This window comes from Paenibacillus sp. FSL R7-0048, assembly GCF_038004505.1.
GTDB lineage: Bacteria > Bacillota > Bacilli > Paenibacillales > Paenibacillaceae > Paenibacillus_AQ > Paenibacillus_AQ odorifer.
In genome coordinates, this window is the sequence record NZ_JBBORF010000001.1 from 407,542 (window position 1) to 426,920 (window position 19,379).

13 protein-coding genes are annotated in these 19,379 nt (G+C 44.5%); 8 read left to right on the plus strand and 5 right to left on the minus strand.

The window, feature by feature from the left end:
- Positions 1 to 3: 3 nt before the first annotated feature.
- The 3 genes from NSQ91_RS01815 to NSQ91_RS01825 all read left to right on the plus strand — a co-directional run bounded on the left by NSQ91_RS01815 (position 4) and on the right by NSQ91_RS01825 (position 4,118).
- Positions 4 to 1,104: a toxic anion resistance protein gene (locus NSQ91_RS01815; protein WP_036687432.1), complete on the plus strand. Its 1,101-nt coding sequence runs from the start codon at positions 4 to 6 to the stop codon at positions 1,102 to 1,104.
- 416 nt (positions 1,105 to 1,520) lie between these two features.
- Positions 1,521 to 2,309: a formate/nitrite transporter family protein gene (locus tag NSQ91_RS01820; protein WP_076124688.1), complete on the plus strand. Its 789-nt coding sequence runs from the start codon at positions 1,521 to 1,523 to the stop codon at positions 2,307 to 2,309.
- A gap of 192 nt (positions 2,310 to 2,501) precedes the next feature.
- Positions 2,502 to 4,118 (plus strand): ATP-binding protein, encoded by a 1,617-nt coding sequence (locus tag NSQ91_RS01825; RefSeq protein WP_076124686.1) that lies wholly within the window; start codon positions 2,502 to 2,504, stop codon positions 4,116 to 4,118.
- A gap of 90 nt (positions 4,119 to 4,208) precedes the next feature.
- Here NSQ91_RS01825 and NSQ91_RS01830 read toward each other — a convergent pair whose 3' ends face one another.
- Positions 4,209 to 6,491, minus strand: coding sequence for a TPM domain-containing protein (locus NSQ91_RS01830; RefSeq protein WP_076304762.1), 2,283 nt, complete (start codon positions 6,489 to 6,491; stop codon positions 4,209 to 4,211).
- 175 nt (positions 6,492 to 6,666) lie between these two features.
- Positions 6,667 to 6,810 carry a hypothetical protein gene (locus NSQ91_RS01835; protein WP_167348483.1) on the minus strand — a complete coding sequence of 48 codons (144 nt, stop codon included), beginning with the start codon at positions 6,808 to 6,810 and terminating at the stop codon, positions 6,667 to 6,669.
- Positions 6,811 to 7,115: 305 nt separating this feature from the next.
- On the opposite strand from NSQ91_RS01835, the gene NSQ91_RS01840 reads away from it, so the two are divergent.
- Positions 7,116 to 10,238, plus strand: coding sequence for an EAL domain-containing protein (locus tag NSQ91_RS01840; RefSeq protein ID WP_076275967.1), 3,123 nt, complete (start codon positions 7,116 to 7,118; stop codon positions 10,236 to 10,238).
- Positions 10,239 to 10,355: 117 nt separating this feature from the next.
- Here NSQ91_RS01840 and NSQ91_RS01845 read toward each other — a convergent pair whose 3' ends face one another.
- Positions 10,356 to 11,450, minus strand: coding sequence for a GGDEF domain-containing protein (locus tag NSQ91_RS01845; RefSeq protein WP_076185610.1), 1,095 nt, complete (start codon positions 11,448 to 11,450; stop codon positions 10,356 to 10,358).
- 234 nt (positions 11,451 to 11,684) lie between these two features.
- On the opposite strand from NSQ91_RS01845, the gene NSQ91_RS01850 reads away from it, so the two are divergent.
- Positions 11,685 to 13,199, plus strand: coding sequence for a methyl-accepting chemotaxis protein (locus NSQ91_RS01850; RefSeq protein ID WP_076304763.1), 1,515 nt, complete (start codon positions 11,685 to 11,687; stop codon positions 13,197 to 13,199).
- Positions 13,200 to 13,273: 74 nt separating this feature from the next.
- Here the strand turns inward: NSQ91_RS01850 and NSQ91_RS01855 are convergent, their stop codons facing one another.
- Positions 13,274 to 13,789 carry a nucleotidyltransferase family protein gene (locus tag NSQ91_RS01855; protein ID WP_076304769.1) on the minus strand — a complete coding sequence of 172 codons (516 nt, stop codon included), beginning with the start codon at positions 13,787 to 13,789 and terminating at the stop codon, positions 13,274 to 13,276.
- A 261-nt stretch (positions 13,790 to 14,050) separates the two neighbouring features.
- Between NSQ91_RS01855 and NSQ91_RS01860 the strand changes: the two genes are divergently transcribed.
- The 3 genes from NSQ91_RS01860 to NSQ91_RS01870 all read left to right on the plus strand — a co-directional run bounded on the left by NSQ91_RS01860 (position 14,051) and on the right by NSQ91_RS01870 (position 17,763).
- Entirely contained in the window at positions 14,051 to 15,655 is a 1,605-nt protein-coding gene (locus NSQ91_RS01860) for a sensor histidine kinase (protein WP_280513476.1), read from the plus strand.
- Complete coding sequence (locus NSQ91_RS01865) at positions 15,652 to 16,380, plus strand: LytR/AlgR family response regulator transcription factor (protein WP_076275969.1); 729 nt, start codon at positions 15,652 to 15,654, stop codon at positions 16,378 to 16,380. Before NSQ91_RS01860 ends, NSQ91_RS01865 begins: the two co-directional genes overlap by 4 nt.
- A 138-nt stretch (positions 16,381 to 16,518) precedes the next feature.
- Positions 16,519 to 17,763, plus strand: coding sequence for an L-lactate MFS transporter (locus NSQ91_RS01870; RefSeq protein WP_076185694.1), 1,245 nt, complete (start codon positions 16,519 to 16,521; stop codon positions 17,761 to 17,763).
- A 599-nt stretch (positions 17,764 to 18,362) separates the two neighbouring features.
- Here the strand turns inward: NSQ91_RS01870 and NSQ91_RS01875 are convergent.
- Entirely contained in the window at positions 18,363 to 19,274 is a 912-nt protein-coding gene (locus NSQ91_RS01875; protein WP_076304300.1) for a helix-turn-helix transcriptional regulator, read from the minus strand.
- Positions 19,275 to 19,379 lie beyond the last annotated feature (105 nt).

Below are 19,379 nucleotides of genomic sequence, written 5' to 3' on the forward strand. Positions count from 1 at the left end.
CCCATGTCCACGCAGTTGATCCAATTAAAAAAAGAAGATGAACAAAAGGTAGTCGAAGAAGCCGCACAATTGATCGAGAAGGTATCCCAGACAGATACAGTCACGTTGGATTCTTTAATGGATGATATCGGGAAGCTTGGGGTGAAGACGCAGGAAAAAGCAGGCCAAACGCTCAAGCTGCTGGATCGTCCGGTAAATGACCTGATGTCCGGTAAGCGTGTTGAAGTGCCTAACATGATTATGAAGCTGCGGAATGAGTGTGAAAATCTGCAACAGAGTAAGAATGTTAGCTTTTTCGGCAAAATGCTGCGGAAGAGTCCGATGAAGAACTATGTGTACAAATATCAGTCTGTCCGCACAAATATTGATGCGATTGTTACTGGTCTACGCGACGGCAGAGATACCCTCGAAGAGAGTATTGTAAATATGCGCCAGCTGAAACGTACCTCTATGGAGGAGATCTATAACCTTCAAACCAAAATTGCCTTCGGCAATAAGCTAAAAGAGCTGTTCGAGGTGGAGATTGCGAAGCCTGAGAATGAGTTCCGTAAAGCTTATCTGGAGCGTGGTCTGCGTAAAGTGATGGTTCGTATTCAGTCCATGACAGAGATGATTCTGCTCTACAATCAAGCGATTGCTGCTACAGATATCATCAATGACAATAATGATAAACTGATCGATTCCGTAAATAATGCGATTGATAAAACTTCTAATCTGATTACAGTGTCGGCAATGATTGCGATGTCGCTGGCCGATCAGGAGAATGTTATCAACGCTGTAGAAGCAACAAATAAGACGATTGAAGATCAGTTTAAAGAAAATGCACGCTTGCTGCGTACGACTACAGAAAAAACGACTGAGCTTCTATCCAAACCTTCCATGTCTATGGAAGCCGTGAATCAAGCGATCGGCGATCTGCTTAGCGCATTGGATACTTCAGAACAGTCAAACCGTCGTATTATCGAGAGCTGCCAGGATTATACATCCAAAATGACGACGATCAATACTCAACTGGGCAATCGTCTAGGACTCAATGAAGCGGACAAGCCTGAGGCGCTGAAACAAGGTGAAGCAGAGAGCCAACTGAGTAGCTTCTTGAACTAATTATTTTAAAAAAAGTCTGTAAAAATATAGCAGAGCAGTGAGCCTTCATTTCTGGGGGTTCGCTGCTCTGCTTTTTTTGGTCTAATCAAATGAAGTTTGCTGTAGCCAAACATAAAGCCCTATCCACATACATAAGTTGTCACAAGACTACATGTGGAGGAAGTGGGAATAGGCTATGGTTTTAGGCTGTTTGATACTCGTGCTTATCATCGTCGCCAGCAGTGAAAAAGCAGAAGCCATTGCTAAAATGAATGAAGATAATTAGCAAGAGGTAGCTTCGCTTCCCCGTAAGTATTCAGGGATTTTTTGTCGCGAGTTGGTTCAAGTAATTTCCAGCGGGTTATTGGGTATAATAACGCAAGGCTGTCGATTAGCCCATAATCAGCTGGAAATACCAAAATCCCTAAGGAGGTCACATGGAGAACGAGGCACTGCTTCAGGTTGAACAATTAGCACTTAAGAAACAGAAGATATTCCGGCAAAGCGTAATGCGCTATATTGCCAGAGCCATGCTGGCCAGTATGTTTATCGGATTCGGTGTAATTGTAGCATTTAAGACAGGCAACTATTTCTTTATGGAGCAATCCCCCTTTGCATATCCAATGGCTGCGATTACTTTCGGAGCGGCTATTATTCTAATTTCTTTTGGTGGCGGGGATTTATTCACCGGAGATACTTTTTATTACACATACACGGCACTAAGACGGAAAATGAAATGGTCCGAGGTTGTGCGCATGTGGATCATGAGTTATATCGGTAATATTCTTGGGGCTGCCGTTTTTGCCTTGCTGATTTTTTTGACAGGACTGTTCTATAGCTCAGATGTAAACGGTTTTTTGCTATATGTAGTGGAGCATAAGATGGAAGCCCCGGCAGGTCAGCTTTTCTTTCGGGCTATTCTTTGTAACTGGCTCGTTTGTATGGCTTTTTTTATACCGATGAATATGAAAGGCGATGGGGCCAAAATGTTCGCCATGGTCTTATTCGTATTCTGTTTTTTCATCTCCGGCTATGAACATAGTATTGCCAATATGTGTACCTTTGCGATTGCGCTTGTACTTGATCATCCCGGAACGGTATCGTGGTATGGCGTGGTGCATAACCTTGTCCCCGTTACGATCGGCAATTTAATTGGCGGTGGCGTACTGATGGGGGTAATGTATTATTATGTAAATAAACCTTTTTTGGATGACACTAAGCATTAACAGAAAAATAGAAAATAATAATCCTCCAAAACTTCGCTCTTTTATAGGGTTGGAGTTTTTTTGTGCAGAAAGTTATTTTTTAACATTGGGATTATTTGATTTTTAAGGATTGAAAAGGATTAGAGGAAGAGAGGTAGAATACATAATTATGCAATGCAAAATTGAAGATTCATACAGAATGGGGTAAGGGCTTTGGATGAGACAACAGGGATACTGACGGATGAGACCATTATTAAGGCTTCCAATCAGCATTGTATTGACCAAGGAATTGATCCTGAGCAACCGCCTGTCTTTGCAAAGGGATATTCTACTGATGAATTGGGGGCACAGCTTAGCGCATATAGTGAAGTGATTGAGGTTATCGAATTTTTTGTCAAAAAATTTCTTTCCTCAGTCAAAGGGAACCCGATCCTAGTTACGATTTCGGATGATGCAGGTTATCTATTGGCGTTCCAAGGAGATGCGACGATTATTGATCTCGTAGGACAGGTAGGCATCAAAGAAGGCGTGCAGATGAACAAAGAAGTGGGTACCAATTCAATCGCTTTAGCCCTTGAATATCAGAGGCCATTCCAGCTGACAGGACGAGACCATTTCCATCATATTTTGCATCATTTAGTATGCTGTACAGCTCCATTTTATAAAGAAAATGGACAAGAGATTTTAGGTACAATTTCATTTATGGCAGATATAGATGTAGCCCATCCCCATTTGCTGCCTCTGCTCTGTACGATGGCTGACTCGATTGAACGTGAGATTTTGTTGCGGAGAGGGAATTCTCAGCTGCAATTATTAAATCGGATTTTGCTAGAGACCAATTACTTAGGGGTAATCATAACAGATCAATTCGGAACAGTCGTGAATATAAATGAGAACGGTTTAGCCATGCTTCATTTGGGTGGTGAGCATCAAGAGTCTGTTGTTGGAACTAGTGTCTTTGAAATTAGGAATGTGGGCGCATACTTTCAACATGTCATCATACATCATGTCGCATGTGCTGGGTTAGAAGTGATTCAGGAGAAAAACGGGTTGTTCGAGCATTATATGTTAGATGTACTACCCGTTTACGATGCGAATGGTTACTTAGCGCGTGTGATTGGAAGTTTGCGCAACATCACGGAGATGAAAAGAACGGAAGAAGTGCTGCGCAATACAGAAAAGCTAGTGGTCGCAGGACAACTGGCCATGAGCATTGCACATGAGATCCGCAATCCCCTGACTACGGTGAAAGGGATGCTTCAACTGGCTAATAAAGATTCACGTCTGCTGCATTATGATCTCATTATGTCAGAAGTGGAAAGAATGAATCTCATTGTGAGCGAGTTTCTTATTCTGGGTAAACCGCAGGCTGCGCATTATATGACTGAACAATGTAGCACGATCCTGCTGGAAGTATTGAATATCTTCGCGATTCAGGTGGAAATGAATAATATAGCGTTAAATACAAAGATCCATTATGATGCTGAGATCGAATGTGACCGCAATCAGATTAAGCAGATTTTCCTCAATATCCTAAGAAATTCAATGGAAGCTTTGCCTTTTGGCGGGAGCATTACAGTGACTCTTGATGTGAAGGATGAATTCCAGGTGATTACCTTCACCGATAATGGAGAGGGTATGAATAAGGAAGTTCTGGAGAAATTAGGAGAGCCTTTTCACACGACCAGAGGCGATGGAAATGGACTTGGCTTCATGATTGTCAAAAAAATCGTGACTGCCCACAGAGGATATGTGGCAATAGCTAGTGAAGAGGGAGTAGGCACGGCCGTTACAATTTATCTTCCGATGGCACATTCATACCACAAATGAAACAGCAATAATTCATAATTAAAAAGACTCTTCCGCCCATATAAGCGAAAGAGTCTTTTTGTATATCCATTTGCATCTAATGGTGAGGAATTACCACTTAGAGCCACCCGATGAATTTCCACCGGATTTGCCGCCGCCACCGCCCCAAGAAGAGCCGCCGGAGGATTTGCCGCCACTGCCGCCACCACCCCAGGAAGAGCCGCCGGAGGAACGTCCCCCACCGAATCCGCCTGAAGAAGGAGGACCAGAGGACATCCGTTTACGGGCTTGCGCACGCCGCTGTTGCTCTCTCATCATGGCTAGCTGGGCAAGCCGTTCTTCCTCTTCTTTTTGGCGAACGATTCGGTTCGCTTCATTCACAAAGGAAGTGATCTGAGCGTCATAAGCGCGGCCAATCGATTCCAGTTCCTCCAGGTTGTAAGGCCGGGATGACAACCGTTGCTCCAACTGGCTATATTCCGGCAGTAAGGATAACTCAAAGCGGATTCTGGAAGATAAGCCTCTGCTGTGCAGCATTCGCTGGGTCGTCTCTACCCGGCTTTGTCCTTCGGAGAAGAGACGTTGTACTTTATCCAGTCTTTCATTTAATGCATTTAGACTTTCAGAGACGCCGTCATATTGCCGGCCAGCTTCATCCTGCAAGGACAGCAAGCGCTCCAGCGCATCGTGGGCCTTGTCATATTCGCCCCGTTCATCACTGGTCCAGTTCTCAATTTGCGCCACTTCACCTGCACCTTCCCGAAGATGTGTGCTCCACTCCGTCAGAATGTTCTCTACGCTAACTATATGCTGTTCTTCGAAATGTACACGTGCTTCTGTAATTCGGGCCTGCAGCTCGTCTCGCCGCTGCTTCAAGTGGCTCCATGTGGTGCGGAATGTCTCTAGATCTCTGCGGTTATTCTGCCGCAGCAGTGCTTGCTGCTCTGTCATAGCAACAGCTTCATCCAGAAGCAGATCTAGACTGGCGCCGATTCTGCGCACCTCATCCATATCTCCTATACGCAGCGGTGCTTCAAGAGTCAACGATTCTACGCGGGCCTGCTCCAGGTGGTCATATGGCTTAACCTTCATATTGTGCAGTGAATTCTGTTCAATGATCCCGGTGATTTTGGCACGTGCCGCAGCTAATACCGTAGGAAATTTGTTTAGCTTATCATCATAGAGATCAACATCCTTCAGATCCTGTTCGATTTTTTCCTGACGTTCCTGTGCATCCTCGGTAACCTCTTGTGCAGCAATGGGATCAAAAAGCTCCAATTGGTCTGCCTTAGCAGTTTCCTCCGCAAGCTCCTTAAGTTCCTCTACAATTTCTTGAAGCTCATATCCGGTTTCTTTAACTGCACCTTGCAGCTGTTCTTCAAGCTCTGGCGTATCCTCTTTCAGCTCTGTAATACGCTGTTTGACATTGCGGTCAGCTTCGCTAATGACAGCAATGTGTTTCTCTTCCTCTTCAAGCGCTGTGCGGAAGGCAGCTTCGGTCTGCTGCAATTGTTTCACGGCTGTCTTGAGGGCAGCCAAACGATAAAATGCTGGCTGAACGCCTTGACCTTCGCTTTGTAGTGCGGAGATTTCAACGAGCTTGGCGGACAGCCGCTTGGAAATACCTTCGACTAGCTCTCCCGTCTTCCCTTGAACGATCCCTTGAAAAGGGTTTAGCGATTCCAGTGCCCGATTTGCCTGGACCATTAAATTAGATAACTGTTTCTGTTGCTCGCTAAGCTGCTTGCGTCGACGCAGACCTGTAACCATTACAAAGAGTAGAAGGAGGATTAGAAGGGCTCCGATAAGAATCGCTGCAATTATAAACATGGAGCTGCTGGAGCGGTTTACATCATTCCCGACCCCGGCTGCGCTCCCGCTTCCTGCGGTTCCTCCAGTATTGCCGGCACGATCTCCGATGGAATGGATGGCATTAATCAAAGCCTTTGTCCCGCCAGCGAAGTCCCCTTTTTTGGCATAAGGAATGAAATAGGTGTCGAGCAGTTTTTGGATGGCTGAACTTCCCGAGGACCCTCCCTGATTCTTAGACCAAGTATTTAACGAGCTTTGAAAGCCTGGATTTAAGAAATTTAGCTCAATGGACTGGTCACCAGCGGAGATCAGCAGTAGAAGATCCCGCGTGGACAGTTTCCACGAGTCGTAAACCTTGTCTGCATACTTATCAGCTGGAGTACCGTCTGTGGAATCTACAGTGAGTACATGGATGGTCATGAGTTCTCCAGTAGCGGTAGCAGAAATAGACACGGCTTCTGCGGAACTGAACATTTCAGCGTTATCGGTAACAAATCCCTGCTGTGCAGGAATTCCAGCGGCGTATGCACCAGGTACCCATAACAGGCTGAGCATTAAGAATAAAGCTATATACTTTTTCAAGCTGACACGCTCCGATCTGAAGGACTTTTTATTCAATATATTATGCTGATAATTATACTATATCATTAACCATCAGGTGACCTGGAGATACTCCAATTATTATATAGTTATGTCTGCATACCAACAAAAAAAGCCATGCCCCCAAATAAGGGAACACGGCGTATACTCGGAAGCATTATCTTGTCGGCAGACAGAGAATGTATTGCAATCTGGATTTAATTTCTTTTTGCCATTTCAAATCTCCAACTTTAACGGCAAGATTGAGCAGATCCAGATAATCGTCAACCTGTAATGTTGTTCGGGTAGAGGTAACGTTCATGGGTGATCAGTCTCCTTTTAACTTAAATATAGTAAATTGAAATTATTAACGCTTATAATAATGATAATCATTATCAACGTTTATCGTTATTGCTATTATCCACATTTTCTATGTAAAAAGCAATATAAAAATCAAGACTTCGTAACTTTTATCATTTACAAATAAAAGAGTCCATCGAAAGATGGGGATTTGCGTATAATGTGTGGTTTTAGGAAAGAATTAGCAGGAATCTTACCATATTTTGTCGAATACTTTTTAGAATAATGCTTTAAATTCTAAATTTTAGCAAAAAGGGGAATTGGGCAATGAAGCGGTGCACAATGTTGCTTCTGATTATTTTTCTGCTTTTGCTCGTACCTCCTACAGCCGCTCACGCCGAAAGAGAGGATATAAGGTACCAAGTAGAACTGGAATATCCACCTTATAAATATGTAGAAAATGGGTATTTGACCGGGTTTGATATTAATTTGAGCACGATGATTTTTGAGAAGCAGGATTACCTTATTCACTACAGTACTGGGCAATGGGATGAAGTATACAGTCGGCTGATTCAAGGAGATATTGAGATAGCAGGTCTTATGGCAATTACGGAGTCGCGTAACCAAGAGGTGTTATTTTCAGATCCAGTTATTAAGAATTATATTTCCATCTATGCAAGGCGAGAGCTTGAGGATGAGATCGATTTAAAGACGTTGGGAAGTTATAAGATTGGGTTAGGGAATGGGCAGTATTCTGCAACCGTGCTGAACAGCAAGGTGGGGATTACAAATTACATAGAATATGCAACGACTCCTGAAGCTTTGAAGGCTTTAGAAAATGGGGAAATCGACCTTCTATTTGAGAATCAGGAAGTGATTGATTATCTGATTGCAGAGCAGAAATTGAAGGGGAGTATTATCAAAAAAATGAGCAATCTCTACCCTAGGGATGTCGCTTTTGCAATAAGTAAATCCTCTCCGGAGCTAGTGACTTATGTTAACGAGAGATTGGATCGCCTGCATCGTTCAGGTGCTTTTGAAGAGCTGTATCAGCACTATTTCTTCGTTCATTCGGATTATTATAAAGTTATGATGCGCAATAGATTTATTGTGGGAGCCATTATTCTGCTCGGCCTTCTGATCATTAGTGCGGTTTTGCTAAAAATGTATATTAATCACTTACGGCGGGCGGTTTATTCGGAACAGCAATTTTTTGAGGATGTAATAGAGCATAGCGGTATGGTAGTTTGGGCTGTGCAGGCGGATAAAAAGGTAGTTCGGTTTAACAATTACGCTGAGCGAATGACGGGCCTATGCGAGAATGAAGTAGTGGGCAAAAACATTGAGGATATAGAGGGGCTGACAGGCAGTACGGCGGCTATTCGGAATCTGCTGGAAAGGGCCGTACAGCTTGACTATGTTGATAATATCGAGCATAAACTTCCGGACAATTCGCCAGCAGCGCGGTATTTTTCATTTCGGACCACCTTGTTGAAAGGATTGGATAAGCAGGCAGCTGATATTTTTGTGCTTGTAGGAGTGGATATCGATGAGCGCAAACAAAATGAGCTAAGGCTTCAGCAAAGTTATGAGGAACTGGAAGCTACTTACGAAGAGCTGTCAGCGACAGAGGTCGAGCTACAGGAGCAATTTGCTAAGCTGCAAGTAGGTGAACGACGGTTCAGTCTCGCGACAGAGGGTTCTGGTGCATACATGTGGGAGCTTGATTGGGAGACAGGACTGTATAATCTATCGGATCGCTGGTACAAGCTCATGGGCTATACGGAGGATGAAATCAATTCTTTCGAAAATGGGGTGCTTAGTATTATTCATCCCGATGACCAGCCATCATCCCAAAAGGCAAGACATGATCATCTGGCAGGTTTAACACCTATCTACGAGACGGAATACCGCATGCGGACAAAAGATAATCAGTTCGTCTGGTTTGAGGTAAGTGGTAAAGCTATCGTTGATCCAAAGAATGAAGTTGTGTTATTTATCGGTTCGCTGATTGATATTAGTAAGCGGAAGCAGGTAGAGCTAAAGCTGAGCAACAGTTATCAGGAGCTTGAGGCAACCTATGAACAGCTTACAGCCACACAGCAGGAGCTTGTAGAGCAATACGATATGCTGGTGGAGAATCAAAAACACATGCATCGTCTAGCTTATGTGGATGAGCTTAGTAATCTACCCAACCGTGTATGTCTACTGGAATCTATGGAGAAATATCTGCAATGTTCAGGAGGCAAGGCGGCGCTGTTGTTCGTAGATACCGATAATTTTAAATACATCAATGATACCTTAGGGCATAAATCCGGTGATGTTCTTATTCAGAAGGCTAGCAAAAGGCTGCAGTCGGTGGTGCGGGAAGGAGATATGCTCTCTCGGCTCGGCGGGGATGAATTCGTGATTTTTATTAAGGATATAGAAAACCACGAGGATGTGCTAGACCTGGCGGAGCGTATCATGAGAGCGTTCAGGCAGTCCTTTTTAATCGGAGAGAGTTATTTGTACGTTTCCGTAAGCATTGGAATTTCCTTTTATCCGGAAGATGGGGAGACCACCGAGCAAATCTTGAAAAATGCGGATGTCGCTATGTACCGGGCAAAAGAGGATGGCAAGGGGACTTATGTGGTATATGACAAATCCATGCATACTGCGTTTAATGAACGGATGAATATAGAGAAACATTTGCGCAGTGCCATGAATAATAATGAGTTTGAGTTATATTATCAACCGCAGGTGGATATCCAGTCTGGATTAATCTCTGGTTTTGAGGCTTTAATTCGCTGGAATAGTCCAACGCTGGGCTTTGTATCTCCACTTTCCTTTATCAAAATCGCCGAGGATTCCAGGCTGATTATTTATATTGGAGAATGGGTGCTTAGGGAATCGTGCATCTTTATGAAGGGCATTCAAGATCGTATGGGCATTCCTTACAAGATATCAGTTAACATTTCCATTATTCAACTATTGCAGGATGATTTCGTCGAGATGGTGCAGGAAAGTCTGGCTGAAAGTGGGCTAAAGCCTAGTTGTCTTGAACTGGAAATCACCGAGTCTATTTTTATGGAATCGTTTGAGAGTATCGTGAATAAGCTTCAATTCCTCAAATCCCAAGGCATTCGTATTGCGCTGGATGATTTCGGAACGGGATACTCATCTCTTAGTTATTTGCAGCAATTGCCGATTTCTACGCTTAAAATGGATAAAACCTTTATCGATTCGCTTTCGGAAAAAGCTTACAGCCAGTCTTTTGTGCAGACCATTATACAGCTGGGCCACAATATGGGGCTGGAGGTCGTTGCGGAGGGAGTGGAAGAGATCAGCCAGCTGGATTTCCTCAGAAAATCGGGCTGCGATAAGGTACAGGGATATCTGGTTAGCAGACCTGTTCCGAAGCAGGAAGTGGTGGAGCTTTTGGAACCGCAGAAGCGTTACGGAATATAGCAGTGGATACACAGCCCTCATCTCAAGGTGGGGGTTTTTGGTATGAAATGCTTCTGAAATTAAGGCTTTGCAAAAAAACAAGCTCCGACAGATAAACAGCATCTGTGGAGCTTGCCATTAGCTGATGACAATTTTGTTCTTCCCGGTGTTTTTAGCTTCGTAAAGTGCATCATCAGCCTGCTGAAAAGTAGAATTTTTGGAGTCTGCACCTGTGTAATCATGCATCCCGATACTGACGGTTATGCTTTTCCCTTCCATTTCGGCAAAAGGGGTATCGGCGACTTTGGCTAGAATTTGTTGCATGATTTCATAGGATTGCTCAAAGGTTTTGGTTGTCAGAATGACAATGAATTCCTCGCCCCCGTACCGCGCGGCGAAATCATCAGGACCGATATACTCGAGCAGGATCGCTGCGACTTTTTGTAATACGATATCTCCAACGGAGTGGCCATAGCAATCATTTACTTTTTTGAAATTATCGATATCCATAACGGCAAGCTGCATGGAGAATGGATTACTCTGCTGATGCTCGATTAGCCAACCCAAATATTCGTGAAAAGTCTTGTGATTATACAGATCAGTCAGGGGATCTATCTTAGATAGACGATCCATGATTATATTCTGAATGCGTAATTCCTGTTCTGACTTGACGGAGTTCTGCAGGGATTGCATCAAATCACGTCCACGAACGATTACTGCAAAACCTGCCAAAGCAGTGCCTGCAAAAATAAGAGCGATAATGATTGTTTGGGTGATCGGGAAGTACTCGTGAATGGATGTCTTGGTGAATAAAATGATCGTGTACAGTAGAGAAATAGCAGAAGTGGCTATCATATAACTGCTCTTCAGATAGATCATCGAGACTAGTAGCGGGAACAGCATAATTAATGATTTAACATGCAACTCATCGCTGAGATTGACGATAATCAAAACCGCAAATAGATGGCTTGCAACCGTAATGGCGAGTTGGGCCCACAGAGGCCTCCATCTATAGATTACTTCTAGAATAATGATCAAACTCACTATGATGGAATCAGAAATCAACGAGTGCTCAATATAACCGTTCCTGGTTGGGGTTTCCGGACGCTGGCTCCATAAGGATAGAGAAACAATGAACTGAATACTTAAATACACAATCAGGATGATCCAGAATGAATTGAGAAGTACACGATTCCAATAGGTCTGACGAGGAGTTTGAGGTGTGGCGCGCATAATGTGATCCTCTTTTCCAGTGGCAATATGCTTATATATTCGACAATAAGCTCAGGTTTCCTCTTGATGGCTTTCTTGGAAGCGGGAGATCAACAAGCATCTTTATAAGGGGAGATTGCCTGGCCCGGGGAATGATTGATCGAAAAGGAATACTATAGAAAGTATTTCCTTTAATTAACTCTGCTGATATAATGTTAGAATACATAACATCAATCGAGTGGAGTGGAAGTAAAGATGCAGATCCGTCGAAACCAGATTTTCGTAGTCGTCCTGTTGCTTCTTGTCAGTGTGTACAGCTTATTGATTGATATGCTCTGGATGCATAAGCTGGTGATTATTCTGCTTATGGGTTCTCTAGGATGGTTCTCGCTGAATACATCCCGCTACGGTTATCGCAAAGAAGCGCTGCTGAAGGAGTCACAGAACAAAGTGGAGCTTCTTGGCAATGAGATTGTAGTTACCTCGGATCGGCTGCATGGTGCGCTTGAAGAAATCAGCCGCCATACAGAGCAGCTGCAGCAGACAGCAGATTATTCACACGCGTATGAAACGGATTTAAGGATTCGCAGCAACGAAGCTAAAGCCAATATTGAAGGGGCCTATCAGACGATGGGCGGTGTAGCCTCAGTTACAGCACATATCGAAGAATTGACGGAAAAACTAGGCTCGAATATGCAATATGCTCGGCAAGGAATGACAGCAATGGTAGATTCCCTGAGCATTGCAGATGTGGTGATGAAGGATCTGCAAACACAGAGTGGGGACATGTTAGCTAAGTTTACTACCCTGAGTAATCATATTGCGATGGTAGAGGAGATCAATACATTGATTAACTCCATTGTGAATGAAACCTCGTTGCTCGCGCTGAATGCTTCTATTGAAGCGGCCCGGGCCGGTGAACAGGGCCGCGGATTTGCAGTAGTGGCCAGCCGGATTCGGCAGCTGGCTGATCAAAGCAAGAGCTCGGTAGACCGCTCCTCAGGCATCTTGCTTGACATTAATAATGGAGTACAGCAGGTGCTGGAATCCGTTACGAAAGAGCAAGTCTCAGTGGAGCGTGGGGTGAACGAGGTCGGCACGGTGAAGCTTCGACTCGATGATATCGCGTCGAGAGTAGATGAAGTAGGCAGCGCCGTGACGGAAACAATCGATGCTGCCGCGAAGCAGGGCAAGCTGATTGTAGAAGTGACAACGGAGCTGAGCGGTGCGGTGGCTATCGTGAATGAGACGATTGCCAATGTAGACCTTACGCTGGAGCAGGTGACACGGCAGCGGGATCAAATTGGGCAGCTGAACGAAGTCAGCGCCAATCTGTTAGCGGAGTCGCAATCCTTGCAGCAATCGGTTACTAGCATTGCGGGCAGAGCGGAAATTGAGATGAGCCAATATGCAGCCCGGCTTCAGGAAATGCAGAGTCTCTTGGAGACGATTTCCGCCAAGGAAGAACTTTACGCTCCAGATACTGAAGTTCATCAAGGTGTTTTGAACGCTTACATTAAGAAAATTCCAGATGTACAAGCCATTTGGTCCAATCGGACGGATGGAACCTTTATCTACTCCGAGCCAGCGGCTGGCCTGTTGAATGCTAAGCGGCGTGATTGGTGGAATGGGGCCATGAATGAAGGTGAATATGTCTCTAAACCTTATGTATCCGCGATTACGAAACGTTCTTGTATTACATTATCTAGAGCAATCCGGAATCGTCAGGGAGATGTAGTAGGCGTGGTTGGTATTGATTTAGCGGTGTGATAAAGCAACAGCAGCAAGCCCTTCTGTAGCAGAGGCTTGCTGTTTTTTTATTCCGATGCTAACACAACTTAGCTTTAGGTAGCGCTGACCTGCAATTGCTTCCACGTTGCCTGCCAGTTTTTTTGTGCAATTCGTTTTTCATAAATAGGTAGTAAGTTCGGATTATTGTTGAAATGAGGGGTAGCCCGTAACACTACATTAATAACATCTGCAATCCCATGCGGAGCGGTTAGGATAACCTTACCGTATTCATCTAAGGAAAGCCCAAGCGCTGTAGCTGTTTCCGGAAACTTGGAGATGGCATCTACAGATGACGTATAGGGCGCAAGGTTGTTAATGGTATGCATTCTTGCTTCATTCTTAACGGACCATGGCACATGGGGATCTAAATTTCTTAGTTTTGCCTCCAATTGCTTTTCCACTTCCTCATGTAGATTGCTGCCGTCATAATAAATAACATCAATATCTGGCAAAGGGGTCCGCTCTTCAAATCCATGTAAGGTATCCCAGATTTTTGAACGTACAAACCCAGCACAAACCCACCAGTCAGGTAACTGTAGCGATCTGGCATTTTCTAAAATATCCATCATCCAGGGGTCATTATGTACAAGCTGAATGATATCTGCCTCGTGTTCTATCTTGTGCAAACTGCCACCTCCGAATATTCATGCTTCCAATCGGTTAATATCATACAACAAGAGTTTCAATAGAGGTATAAAGGGACAGGCTGAATGGACAGAGGCATGAACTATCTTTATAATGAATCGACATCGAGACCTTTGGAGGCGGTGACCGTGCAATATACGTTTACTATATTACTGCAATTGTTGGAAAGAGCTGCGTTATTGCTGATGTGTCTGTTTGTATTGACTCGTCTGCCGCGGTTTAAAGAGGTTTTTCAAAAAGGGAGTTACGCTCCGCAAGAGCTTGCTATTGCGACGATGATCTTCAGCTTATTTGCCATTTTCGGCACTTATAGCGGGATTAATGTGGAAGGTTCGCTTGTGAATGTGCGAATTATCGCCATCGTATCTGGCGGGATTTTGTTCGGACCATGGGTTGGACTTATAACAGGCATCATCTCAGGGGTTCACCGTTTTCTGATTGATATCGGAGGGGTAACCTCTCTTCCTTGTCTGATTACGAGTATCACCGCAGGCATAGTGTCTGGGATAATCTATCGCCGCACCTCTGGTGAACGTCGCTGGATAGCAGGGATTTTGGCGGGAATGGCCTGTGAGGCACTGACGATGCTGCTCATTCTAGCGATGGCTCAGCCGATGTCGCTGGGTGTGGATATCGTGTCCAAGATCGCTTTTCCGATGATTATGAGCCAGATTAGTGTCGGCCTGATTGTTGTGCTAGTGCAGAGCGTGGAAGGTGAGAAGGAACGGATCGCGGCTAAGCAGTCCAAGCTGGCGCTTGATATTGCCAATAAGACCTTGCCGTATTTTCGCAATATTAATCAGGAGTCGCTGCACACCATCTGCCAGATCATCAAAGAGGATATCGGTGCAGACGCTGTAGCGATTACGGATACTCGGTTTATTCGTGCCTATGTTGGCGTGGGTGAGGAGGATTATGAGACAACTAACGATATTATCAGTGAAGAAACTAAAGTAACGTTGTCCAGTGGTGAAATTACCATCCGTAACGATGATAGTGATTACGTGAATCCGCAGATCAAGTCGCTGATCATTATTCCTTTGAAGGAAAAGGGTGAGGTGACGGGAGCGCTCAAAATCTATTACACCAAAGCCCACAAGATTACCTATTCGCTTCAAGCTATGGCTGTGGGTCTGTCACAAATGATCTCTACCTTGATGGAAGTGTCGCGGGTGGAAGGCATTAAGGAAATGGCGAACAAAGCGGAGCTGAAGGCACTGCAGACCAGCATTAACCCGCATTTTTTGTTCAATGCACTGAATGCGATTGCGTCCTCGATTCGAATTAACCCGGATAAGGCACGCGAGCTGATTGTGAATCTGTCCGGTTATATGAGATACAATCTGGAGCTTACCGATGAATTCATTGATATCAAACGAGAACTACAGCAGGTCCAGCAATACGTAGAGATCGAAAAGGCGCGTTTTGGAAGCCGGCTTAACGTGCTTTATGATATTGATGAGGTTCAGGTTCGAATTCCCAGTCTGATCATTCAGCCGCTTGTAGAAAATGCGATTATACACGGCATACTGAAGGTAAGAGGGACAGGAACAGTAACGATTTCTGTAAAAGACCACGGGGATACCGTACGGGTGGGCATTCGCGATACCGGAGCTGGCATCAGCGAGGAAACGATAGAGAAGGTCTATACTGGCGATATGCCGGAGAATAAAATCGGGCTGTTTAATGTACACCAACGGGTAAAGCTGATCTATGGGACTGGACTTACCATTCAGAGATTGGATAAAGGGACGAACATCTTTTTTGATGTTAAAAAGGAGGACCAATGAGAGCGATCATCGTAGAAGATGAAGAGCTGGCAAGACAGGAGCTGGCTTATTTAATAGAGACGCACAGCGGGATCGATATAACGGCACAGTTTGAAGATGGGCTGGACGCGCTTAAATTTTTGCAGAGTGATACGGTAGATGTGATTTTTCTGGATATTAATATTCCCTCCATCGATGGGGTGCTTTTGGCACAAAATATCAGTAGATTCTCGGTAAAACCCTACATAGTGTTCATCACTGCGTATAAGGAGCATGCTGCTGAGGCGTTTGAGATTGAAGCTTTTGACTATATTCTTAAGCCTTATAGCGAGGTACGCATCAAAGCCATGCTGCACAAGCTGGAAAATGCATTTGCCAGCCGTGGACGACAGGGGGAAGAAGAGCGTAATCCGGTCAGTGACAAGGTTAATCTGTGGAAAAATGAAAAGATTATTGTAGTGAATGCCGACGATATTTATTACGCCTCCGCGCAGGAAAAAAGTACAAGTGTGATGACTAAAGGTGAGGAATACAGCATGGCACTTAGTATTAGCGATTTCTTTCAGCGGCTGCCGCAGGATCGTTTTTTTCGCTGCCATCGTTCCTATATTGTTAACCTGTCCAAGATCAAGGAAATCATCCCGTGGTTCAACAATACGTATTTGCTGCGCCTGCATGATTTAGGTTTTGAAGTGCCGGTAAGTCGTAGTAAGGTAAAGGAATTCAGGCAGATTATGCGCTTATAAATGCAATTCATTCTTCATTTCCGTCATCTCATGCCGGATTTCTCTCAACATCGGCTGGTTTAGCTACAATAAAGAGGCGATAGAAGCTCTTGTAGCAGACAACGAGAGAGAAAGAAGGAAAAGACCATGACTACGACAATGGACAGCAAAAGCACCAAACGGTGGCTAATCGTATTAGGTACAGTAATTATGCAAATGGGCCTAGGTACCATCTATACATGGAGTTTATTTAATGCGCATCTGGTAACAAAATTTGGTTGGGAGCTTAACTCTGTTTCGATTACTTTTTCTATAACGAGCTTTGCACTCGCTTTCGCGACCTTGTTCGCAGGGAAGCTGCAGGATCGTTTCGGGCTTCGCCGTTTGACTGCTACTGCTGGGATTGTGCTCGGACTAGGATTGATTCTTAGCTCCCAAGCCAATTCACTCTTCATGTTCTATTTATTGGTTGGGGTGATCGTTGGTTTTGCGGATGGGACAGCTTATATCACTTCATTATCTAATTTAATTAAATGGTTTCCGAATAATAAAGGTTTAATCTCCGGCGTGTCCGTTGGTGCTTATGGAACGGGGAGTTTGATCTTTAAATATATTAACGGCGGGTTGATTGACTCAGTGGGTGTGTCTAATACATTTATGTATTGGGGTTTGATTGTTATGGGCATGATTGTAATCGGTTCCTTGCTCGTAAGAGAAGCTCCGGTTCAAGCGGCCCCAGCACCAGCGGGTTCAACGACAGCTACAGTAATGAGTTCACCGAAAGACTATACGGTCAAAGAAATGCTGCGGACAAAAGAAGCTTATCTGCTATTTATCATCTTTTTCACCGCTTGTATGTGTGGTCTGTATTTGATCGGTATTGTAAAAGATATCGGCGTGCAGCTGGCTGGACTTGATGTACAGACAGCAGCTAGTGCAGTGGCTATGATTGCGATCTTTAATACAGCGGGACGTTTAATTCTGGGTGCTTTATCTGACAAAATGAGTCGCTTGAAGCTGGTAGGCGCATCGCTTGCTGTAACTGCGGCAGCTATGCTGACCCTCAGCTACGCGACCCTGAATTTTGGACTTTTCTTCACTTGTGTAGCAGCCATTGCGTTCTGCTTTGGCGGGAATATCACGGTGTTCCCCGCCATTGTCAGCGACTTCTTCGGACTGAAAAATCACAGTAAGAACTACGGAATCGTTTACCAAGGTTTTGGTATTGGTGCCCTTTCCGGTTCGTTTATCGCCGTCTTCCTAGGCGGATTTAAACCAACCTTTGTTATCTTTGGCCTCTTGTGCCTGCTGGCCTGCATCATCGCGGTTTCCCTGAAACCGCCAGTGGCGAAGTCGAAAGAGAAGAAAGCGCTGCGTCTCAAAGCAACGGAACGTACGGCTTAAGATGTAATTGAAGCTAGAACCAGGCAGCGATTCTCCCGTTAGTGGAGAATCGCTGCCTGTTTTTTTGATTTGTGGTGGCTTGCTGAGCTGTGACTTGTTTGGGCGGATTATCTTCAATTGGGAGAAGGAGTTTTGCTGGGATCTGAGAAGTAACTGCATTCTGTGCAACTATTCCGTATGAAATAGTGAATCTTCGGATTTTAGTTGTATTCTGTACAACTAAAAACTCGAGATGTAGCTTATAGGCGAAAAAACCAAGGAAATAGTTGCACCAAATACAGCTATATCTAATGGTGGCGTGATGCGTGAAAAAATAGTTGTATGAAATACAGTTAAATGTGATTACCCTTGCCCCAGCCCCAGCCCCAGCCCCAGCCCCAGCCCCAGCCCCAGCCCCAGCCCCAGCACCAGCACCAGCACCTACACCAGTACCTGCATCTATACCAACATGTGTGTGCCTGCACCATCGCTTTTGCTATCCCTTCGTCTCTCTTTTGCGTCTAAACATTGCCTCTGTTACTGCTCAATATAGTTACTTAGAGGGTAGATAGATTTGTCGGACGCACAGCGGATTTTTTGTAACTAGGTAAGCAAGTACATCAATAGGAAAATGTGGTTGAAGCAGTGTTGGATATGACCTGGTTCTTGCGGAACTCGGATGGGGACATCCCGCTAAGTTTATTGAATATGCGGTTGAACTGGGAGAAGCTGTTGAATCCGCATTGCCCGGCGATCTCGGAAATCTTCAGGCGGGTGTAGATCAGCAATTGCTGGGCATTACGGACCCGGGTCATCTGAATATATTCTGTCAGCGTGGAGCCGGTAATTAACTTAAATTGGTGTGATAAGTAATAGGAGCTGATAAAGAACTCTTTAGCGAGGAAATCAAGGGACAACTCGCTGTTGTAATGGCTATGGATGTATGCGGTGATCGAGTAGATTTTTTGCATAATGGCATTTCCAATCTCCTCTGGGACATAGCTGTTCTGGTCTCTACGCTGGTATAAAGCACAGAGGAACTGTTGGAAAAGGCTGTGAATCAGTACTGGATTTAACGGTGAAGTGCTGTGTGATAAGGTGAAGATAGCGTTAAGAGGATCAAATACGGCTTTGCGCAACTCTTTTGGCAAACGGTAGATCGGTATTTCTTCCCAAAATGAGAGAAACATACTTTTGTAAGCGTTCTCTAAACCGGGTATATCCTTGGGCATGGCGAAGTTTATGATCAGCCGCTTAAACGGCGGCCCTTCCGGATATTGTGTCTTATGCATCCGATAAGGACGCAGGAGCACGATGTCATACTGCTGGAGGGCGCAGACATTCCCATCGATAATATGAGTGGCTCGGGAATCCATTAAGATATGAATCTCGTAAAAATCATGAAAATGCTGAAACTCCATATTGATATCGTGAGAACGCTGGTCATAATCAAAATAATAAAAAAGGGGATCAACGGGCGTGTTGATACGTACGCTATACCCTTGTTCGTACAGTAAGTTGTTTTCAAGCAAATGCTCTCACCGCCTTATTCTGTAATATGCACTTATTATAGGTTCAGAAAAGCAAGATTTGCAATATATGAGGGTTATTACAACAAATATAAAGTAGTTTTTGTA

Excerpts from the sequence above, each read along its gene's own strand:
- NSQ91_RS01815 (WP_036687432.1), top strand. The coding sequence starts at position 4 with ATGTCCACGCAGTTGATCCAATTAAAAAAAGAAGATGAACAAAAGGTA.
- NSQ91_RS01820 (WP_076124688.1), top strand. The coding sequence starts at position 1,521 with ATGGAGAACGAGGCACTGCTTCAGGTTGAACAATTAGCACTTAAGAAA.
- NSQ91_RS01835 (WP_167348483.1), bottom strand. The coding sequence starts at position 6,810 with ATGAACGTTACCTCTACCCGAACAACATTACAGGTTGACGATTATCTG.
- NSQ91_RS01840 (WP_076275967.1), top strand. The coding sequence starts at position 7,116 with ATGAAGCGGTGCACAATGTTGCTTCTGATTATTTTTCTGCTTTTGCTC.
- NSQ91_RS01845 (WP_076185610.1), bottom strand. The coding sequence starts at position 11,450 with ATGCGCGCCACACCTCAAACTCCTCGTCAGACCTATTGGAATCGTGTA.
- NSQ91_RS01850 (WP_076304763.1), top strand. The coding sequence starts at position 11,685 with ATGCAGATCCGTCGAAACCAGATTTTCGTAGTCGTCCTGTTGCTTCTT.
- NSQ91_RS01855 (WP_076304769.1), bottom strand. The coding sequence starts at position 13,789 with ATGATGGATATTTTAGAAAATGCCAGATCGCTACAGTTACCTGACTGG.
- NSQ91_RS01860 (WP_280513476.1), top strand. The coding sequence starts at position 14,051 with ATGTGTCTGTTTGTATTGACTCGTCTGCCGCGGTTTAAAGAGGTTTTT.
- NSQ91_RS01865 (WP_076275969.1), top strand. The coding sequence starts at position 15,652 with ATGAGAGCGATCATCGTAGAAGATGAAGAGCTGGCAAGACAGGAGCTG.
- NSQ91_RS01870 (WP_076185694.1), top strand. The coding sequence starts at position 16,519 with ATGGACAGCAAAAGCACCAAACGGTGGCTAATCGTATTAGGTACAGTA.